Origin of the sequence: Myxococcus vastator (assembly GCF_010894475.1) — a bacterium.
Classification (GTDB): domain Bacteria; phylum Myxococcota; class Myxococcia; order Myxococcales; family Myxococcaceae; genus Myxococcus; species Myxococcus vastator.
Genome location: NZ_JAAIYB010000462.1, coordinates 1 through 6,403, shown reverse-complemented (window position 1 = coordinate 6,403; position 6,403 = coordinate 1). Strand labels below are relative to the sequence as shown.

Genomic DNA, 6,403 nt, shown 5'->3' with positions numbered 1-6,403 from the left:
CCCAGATACCGCTCGCATCCCCTTGGCCCCACGCGTCACCACGAAACATCTGCTCCCCCCTCTTCTCGGGGGCTCGCGACCAACGCCCCCTCAATCTCAAATACGGACCCAGCCCTTTTTCTTGTGCATTCTGTTCAAAAAAATCCGGGGCGCCCCGACTGGAGGCGCCCCGTGAAACCTGTATCGCCGACGCGATTCAGGACAATCCGGAAAACTGCCACTTATTTACGGCGAGCGCTGTCCGAGCCGTCCGGGTGAGACGCCGTATTCACGGACGGAACGACGGACATCCTCGCCGAGAACGGCGGGTGCGCCGTCAGGCCCGGGGTGGGCTCCGGCGGTGGGTCATGCGGGTTGATGCTCACCACCGCCCCGTCGCGCTTCGACTTCTTCGAGAGCTTCTTCACCATCGCATCCCCCTCTGCGCGGCACCGGCGGGGTCCGGCGGCATGCCGTCTCCCCCGCCTCCGCCCCGGTACTACGCACCGAGTCGGATTCCTTGGCCGTCATTCGAAGAGGAGGATGCCGTGGACCCAGTCCGCGGAGGGGTGGGCCGCCAGCCAGGTGCGCCGCTCGTCGCGGAGCGCGAGGGCCGCCGGCGCGCCGCTCCGGATGCGCTCGCGAACCGCTTCAAAGAAGCGCCCCGCCGAGTCGGGGATTTCCGCCGTGGAGGCCAGCACCGTGGCCGCGCCGGCTTCGATGAAGGCCACCGGCAGGCTGAAGGACTCATGAAGGAAGGGCGTGGCCCGGGCCGCGCTACACGTTGCCAGGAGCACGAGCGGCGCGCGCTCCAGCTTCAGCGCGCGGACCTGGGGGGCGGACAGCGCGTATCGGCCGTCTGTCTCAGGCGCCAGCACCACCAGCGAGGCGTCCGACATCTCGGGGCTGAAGGCGCCGTGCGCGTGGATTTCCACCTCGCTGGCCCGCGCCATCGCCGCCAGCACCCGCGTCGGCGTGGCCTGCATGCCCGACAGCTCGATTCGCCGCGGGTCCGGCGCGTGCCGCGACGCCAGCGGCGGCAACCGCGGCAGGCCCAGCGACGCGGGCGCCTCCACCCCGTTGACCACCAGGTGCGGCCCGCTGCCATGCGCCGGCACGGGGGCCGCGCCTCCGGGCCGCCCCACGCGGTAGCTCCAGGCGAGGTCCGCGGGCAGCAGTCCCCGCAGGCCATGCACCGGCGGCAGCGCGAGCACGTCCACCCGCTCGCAGCCCCGCAGCGCGGCCTGGAGCGAGGGAGGCACCAGCCCGGACGCGTCTCGTCCCAGCGGCTCCGCGCGGCTGGCGTCGAAGTGTCCCCGCAGCTCGCCCGTGGCGCCGCGCAGCGCCACCACCGAGCGCTCGTAGTCCACGGCGACGCCCAGCACGCACCGCCCGGGGACCTCCACCTGGAGCGCGGCGCCCATGAGCGACAGGGCCTCACCTGGAGCGTCCGCGCGGCCCGCGTCGTGCGCCAGGACGTTGTAGGCCCCCATGCGCGTCTTGCGCGCGTCCACGTCGTTGGGGAGGGCCTCCGCCTGTTGGATGGCGCCGCGCAGCAGCTCCAGCCCGGTGGCGCGCGCGCGCTCCAGGACGAACTGCCCCTCGGCGAAGCGCATCTGCGCGAGCTTGCCCGGTGAAGGCTGCCCGCGGTGCAACTCGGCCAGGGTGCGGCGCAACAGGTCCGCGTCCTGACTGTCCGCGCCGAAGCGCGCCAGGTACGACAGCAACAGCGCGCCGGGCAGCCCCAGCGGCCGGCCACACTCCTGCGCCAGCTCCAGCTCGCTTCGCGCCTCGTGCGCGTCGAACTCCAGCCACGACAGGTAGGCCAGGTTGCGGTGCACGTAGGTGCGCTGCTCGCAGGCGTCGGGCGTTCGCGCCAGGGACTCGCGCAGGTAGGCGCGCGCGCTGGTGACGTCCATCCGGTAGCGAGCGATGTGCGCCAGCTCCTGGAGGAACTGCTGCTCCAGCTCCCATTCCTCCAGCTCCCGGGACGCCAGCCAGCCGCTCCACGCCTGCTCGAAGGCCTCCGCCGGGCGGTTGAGCGCGAGATAGAGGTCCGACAGCCGCTTCTTCAGCGTGGCGCAGCGGTAGGACAGCCCCTTGCCCTGGCAGGCCGCCACGGCCGCGCGGAGCCGCGCCTCCGCCTTCCACCACTCCCCCGCGCGCTCCTCTGCGCCCGCCAGCTCTCGCTCGGCCAGCAGCGACAACCAGGGGTCCTCCGCCTCGCGGGCCAGCCGCGTGAAGTCCTCCAGGTGGCGCGCGCCCGCCGTCTGATTGATGAGCCCGCCCAGGTACAGGTCATCCTCGCCCGAGCGCCGCAGCGTCTCCAGGAAGCGCGCCGGTGAGGCCAGCTCGCCCCGCACGAGCTTCGCGTAGTCCGCCGCCAGGGGCGCGCGGCGGTTGAAGTCCCGCTCCGCCACGCGCCGCACGTAGCCGCGAAGCACCTCGCCGCCCTGGACGCCATCCAACACGTCCGCCAGCGGCAGCAGTCGCAGGACCCACTCCCGTGACGGCGCGGCCCGCACCGCGTCGTAGAACGCCAGCCGGACGATGCCGGGAAAGCGCTTCGCCTCCTCCAGCGGCAGCCGCGCCTGCGCGTCCACCATCAGGTCCCGCACCGCCGCGCGAGCCCCCTTCCAGGCCCGGCCCCGCGCCTGCGTCTGCTGCCGGAGCGCGCGCGCGCGGATCCGCGCCTCTTCGCTCCAGCCCGGCTCACCGCGCTTCCCCACCGCGTCGAACGCCTCCGCGGCCAGCAGCGTCAGCCCCATCTCCCGCAGCACCAGCGCCCGGTTCCACCGCGCCTGGGCGTGCTCGGGCGCCTGCCGCAACACCCCGTCCAGCAGCGCCAGCGCCGCTTCCGGATGCCCCTGTTCCAACGCGACGATGGCCAGGTCGCTGTCCCGGTCTGGCGACGGCGCCATCCGGTGGAGGAAGTCGGAGGCCTGCCGCAGGTCCTTGCGGACCAGGTACGCGGCGGCGATGCCGTGCAGGTCCCCCTGGTCTTCCAAGTCCGCCAGCGCCCGGAGCGGCAACGCCACGCCAGCCCCGCTCGGAGGGCCACCTACACCCGCGCGCAGGGGAACGTAGGGCCGGTGTCCGTCCGCGCGGGCGTAGGCCACCCTCGCCTCGATGAGCCGCGACGGCGTCCGCTCGAGCCAGACCTCCTGCTGGGAACCCCGCACGTCGGCGCTCTTGACGCCGAGGACCAGGACGATGGCCGCCGCCACGGCGCCCACCGCGAACGGGGCCCATCGCCAGTGAGGGCGCCCCGGCACGACCGCCGGGTCACGTGCCTTGGGGACCTCGGTTGCCATCCAGGGCTCGGACGCCTCCTCCTGCTCCTGCGCCCATGCCCGCGGGTCTCCCATCACATGGAAGCCCAGCAGCTCCAGTTGCATGGCCTCGTGCAGACCCGAGGCGCAGGGGTCACAGCGGGCGAGGTGATGCCGGAAGTTCTCCTCGTCCACGGGCGGCAGCTCGCCATCCAGGAAGAGGGACAACCTGTTGCAGAGCGTCCCCATCACGCGCTGCCTCCCCCGTCACTCCCCGTGAGCGGCAGCAGCAGCGCCTTCAACTCCTTGCGTGCCTGATAGAGCCAGCTCCCCACGGTGCCTTCGGGGACCCCCATGCGCAGGGCAATGGCGCGGTAGCGCATCCCCGAGGCATGCAGCGTATACGCCTCACGCACCCGGGGATTTGGCAGTTGGGCGATGGCCGCCTGGAAGTCCTTCTCCGAGATGTGCTCCCAGGCCTCCCTGGCCTCCGGCTCGGGGGCCGCCACGCCCTCGCGCACCAGCCGCAGCTCTGGACGGTCCTGCTCCAGCAGCTCCGAGCGCCGCTTGCGGCACTGGTCGAGGAAGTGATTGGTCATCGCCCGACACAGCCACGCCCTGTAGACGGGCTCCGGCTGCGCGGCGAGTGCTCCGTGATGCAGCAGTCCGCGCGTGAGCGCCTCCTGCACCAGGTCTTCCGGATCAATGCCTCCCTGACCGCACAACCGTCTCGCCAGGGCCAACAGCATGGGCCTGACACGATGAGCGAACTCCTCGAACCCGTCGGGATGCACATCCGTACTGTAGGCCACAGGAATCCGAATGACTGTGGCAATGCATTGGCCGCTCATCGACTCGGCCTCCTTCCACGCCTCTCGAAACGGAGTCCGGGGCAATCCTTGGAAGGCCGTCGTGAAGCAAACTTAATCGCAGCAAGTTGCGCTCGCTCACGGACAGCCCTGCCGCCCCGCGGGTCAGGGATGCGCGAGCGTCAGGCCAGCGCGGCGGAAAGCGACGCGGGCTGCGCCACGGGCAATTCCAACGTCAGCGCCGCGCCTCCCAGGGCCTCCGAGCGCCCCGCACTCAAACGTCCGCCATGCCGTTCGGCGATGCCTCGCGCGATGGCCAGCCCCAACCCCGTCCCGGGCCGAGGGCCCTCGCGCTTGCGACCCGTCACGAAGGGCTGGAAGAGTCGGGGCAGCAGCTGCGGCGGGATGCCGGGCCCGCTGTCCTCCACCCGGACGAGCAACCGGCCGTTCGCCTGCTCGATGGACGTCCGGAGGCGCGGTGCGGGCACGTCTCCCAGGGCGAGCAGGGCGTTCTCCAGCAGGATGACCATCACCTGTGAGAGCTGGGACTGGTCGGCCTCCACCGTGAGCGAGGCGTCCTGCTCGGACTCGAAGGAGACGTCGGGCGCGAGCGAGCCCAGCCCCTGCCGCGCGGTGGAGTACGCCAGCGCGACGGTGGCGGAGACATCCACGCGGCGCAGGTCCAGCGGGCGCGGGCGGCCGTAGCGCAGCAGCTCGTCCACGAAGTGGCTGGCGCGCTCTATCTGCTCCCGCATGGCCGCCACCGTGTCCGGGTCCCCGCCCCTTCGCTCCAGCAGCTTGAGGTGCGCGGCGAGCACGCCCAGCGGATTGCGGACCTCGTGGGCCACCGCGGACGTGAACTGGCCCAGCTCCGCCAGCCGCGCGGAGTGGTCCGCGCGTGCCTCCTCGCGCGCGAGCGCCGCGGCCAGGTCGTCACTGGAGGCCCGGCCCTTGAGGAGCCGGCGCCCCAGCCAGGCCTGCAGCGCCTGCCTCACGGGCTCGAACGCGAGCGCGGCCAGGGCCAGGAGGAAGAAGGCGCCGACGCGGTACTCGGTGAGGAAGGGCTGGCCGCTGCCCGACAGCAGCGTCAGCACGCCAAAGAGGAAGCCCGCGGACAACACCGCCGCCACCGCGGAGTAGACGAGGCTGCGTTCGAGCAGCCGCCGGTCCGCGGCCGGCTGATGGGCATTGATGACGTGCACCAGCACCAGCAGCGCCGCCAGCACCAGATACATGCCGAACGGCAACGCGTACCCGCCCGACAACAACAGGGCGTTGCCGATGCTGCCCAGGTACGCGAGCAGCCCGGCGATGCCCAGGCCGAGGAGGATGGGCCGTCGCTCGGGCGCTTCGCCGCGATACGCGCGCGACAACTGCACCAGCGGCACGCTCGCCGCCGCCACGGCGAGCACCATGGCGGGCCAGAACAGGGGACCGCGTCCCATCGCCAGCGGCCCGTGCAGGACGCCAGGGAGGAACGCGCCAAGGCCCGTCACCCCCACCGCCACGCAGTACGCGAGCACCACCAACCGGTAGGAGCGCTGCCGGGTCACGTCATAGGCGGCGTGCAGGTACGCCGCCGCGATGAAGGCCCCACCCGCCACGAAGCGCTCCCCCACCCACGCCATGGACGGGATGCAGAGCAGCAGCAGCGCGCCCGTCCACCCCGCGGTCGCCAGACAGTAGAGCGCCAGGCCTCGTGCGTTGTGCCCCCGGAGCGCGGCCGTGAAGAACAGCAGCAGCGACACGGAGAGGACAGGCACGAGGCTGTAGGCGAACAAGGGCCCCATGCTCGTACTGTGACAGATTACGCGCGGCGAACGCGCGCGCTCAGCGCACCGTGGCCAGGAAGCCATCCAGCAGCCGGTTCACCTCATCCGGCGCGTCGAGCTGCACCCAGTGTCCCGTGCCCTCCACCTTCGCGTGCGGCAGCTCCGGCACCAGGTGGTGATACGAGCCCGGCGCCTCGTTGAAGGCCGTCACCACCGACAGACGCGGCCCCGAGTAGCGCCGCAGCGGCGTCACGGGGTCGAAGTCCAGCAGGGCGCCCAGTCCGCCCCGGACGCCCTCTTGGGACGTGGCGCGCAGCCCGGACAACACCCGCTCGCGCACCTCCGGCCGGGACGGCGCCAGCATGGGCGCCCACGCCTCCTGCACCACCGCGCTCCAGGCCTCGGTCTCCAGCAGCGCCATCAAGCCCTGGACCTGCTCCGCTGGCATCGCACGTCCGTCCGAGGCCGGGTCGAGGAGGAACAGCCCCGCGACGCGGTCCGGATGCGCCCCCGCGTAGGCCACGCAGACGGCCCCGCCCAGGCTGTGCCCCACCAGCACGAATCGCTGAAT

The 6,403-nt window shown here is 72.2% G+C and carries 5 protein-coding genes; all 5 read right to left on the bottom strand.

Going from position 1 to position 6,403, the window contains the following annotated elements:
- Positions 1-221: 221 nt before the first annotated feature.
- Positions 222-410, bottom strand: a complete 189-nt coding sequence (locus tag G4D87_RS31370; RefSeq protein ID WP_163786372.1) for a hypothetical protein — start codon at positions 408-410, stop codon at positions 222-224.
- Between the two features lie 96 nt (positions 411-506).
- Positions 507-3,503 carry a CHAT domain-containing protein gene (locus G4D87_RS31365; RefSeq protein ID WP_163786371.1) on the bottom strand — a complete coding sequence of 999 codons (2,997 nt, stop codon included), beginning with the start codon at positions 3,501-3,503 and terminating at the stop codon, positions 507-509.
- Positions 3,500-4,102 carry an RNA polymerase sigma factor gene (locus G4D87_RS31360; protein WP_163786370.1) on the bottom strand — a complete coding sequence of 201 codons (603 nt, stop codon included), beginning with the start codon at positions 4,100-4,102 and terminating at the stop codon, positions 3,500-3,502. The genes G4D87_RS31365 and G4D87_RS31360 overlap by 4 nt, the downstream gene beginning before the upstream one ends.
- Before the next feature lie 140 nt (positions 4,103-4,242).
- Positions 4,243-5,850 carry a sensor histidine kinase gene (locus tag G4D87_RS31355; protein ID WP_163786369.1) on the bottom strand — a complete coding sequence of 536 codons (1,608 nt, stop codon included), beginning with the start codon at positions 5,848-5,850 and terminating at the stop codon, positions 4,243-4,245.
- A 40-nt stretch (positions 5,851-5,890) separates the two neighbouring features.
- The coding region (locus tag G4D87_RS31350; RefSeq protein ID WP_163786368.1) for an alpha/beta fold hydrolase at positions 5,891-6,403 on the bottom strand (513 nt) is incomplete at its 5' end.

Excerpts from the sequence above, each read along its gene's own strand:
- G4D87_RS31360 (WP_163786370.1), bottom strand. The coding sequence starts at position 4,102 with ATGAGCGGCCAATGCATTGCCACAGTCATTCGGATTCCTGTGGCCTAC.
- G4D87_RS31370 (WP_163786372.1), bottom strand. The coding sequence starts at position 410 with ATGGTGAAGAAGCTCTCGAAGAAGTCGAAGCGCGACGGGGCGGTGGTG.
- G4D87_RS31355 (WP_163786369.1), bottom strand. The coding sequence starts at position 5,850 with ATGGGGCCCTTGTTCGCCTACAGCCTCGTGCCTGTCCTCTCCGTGTCG.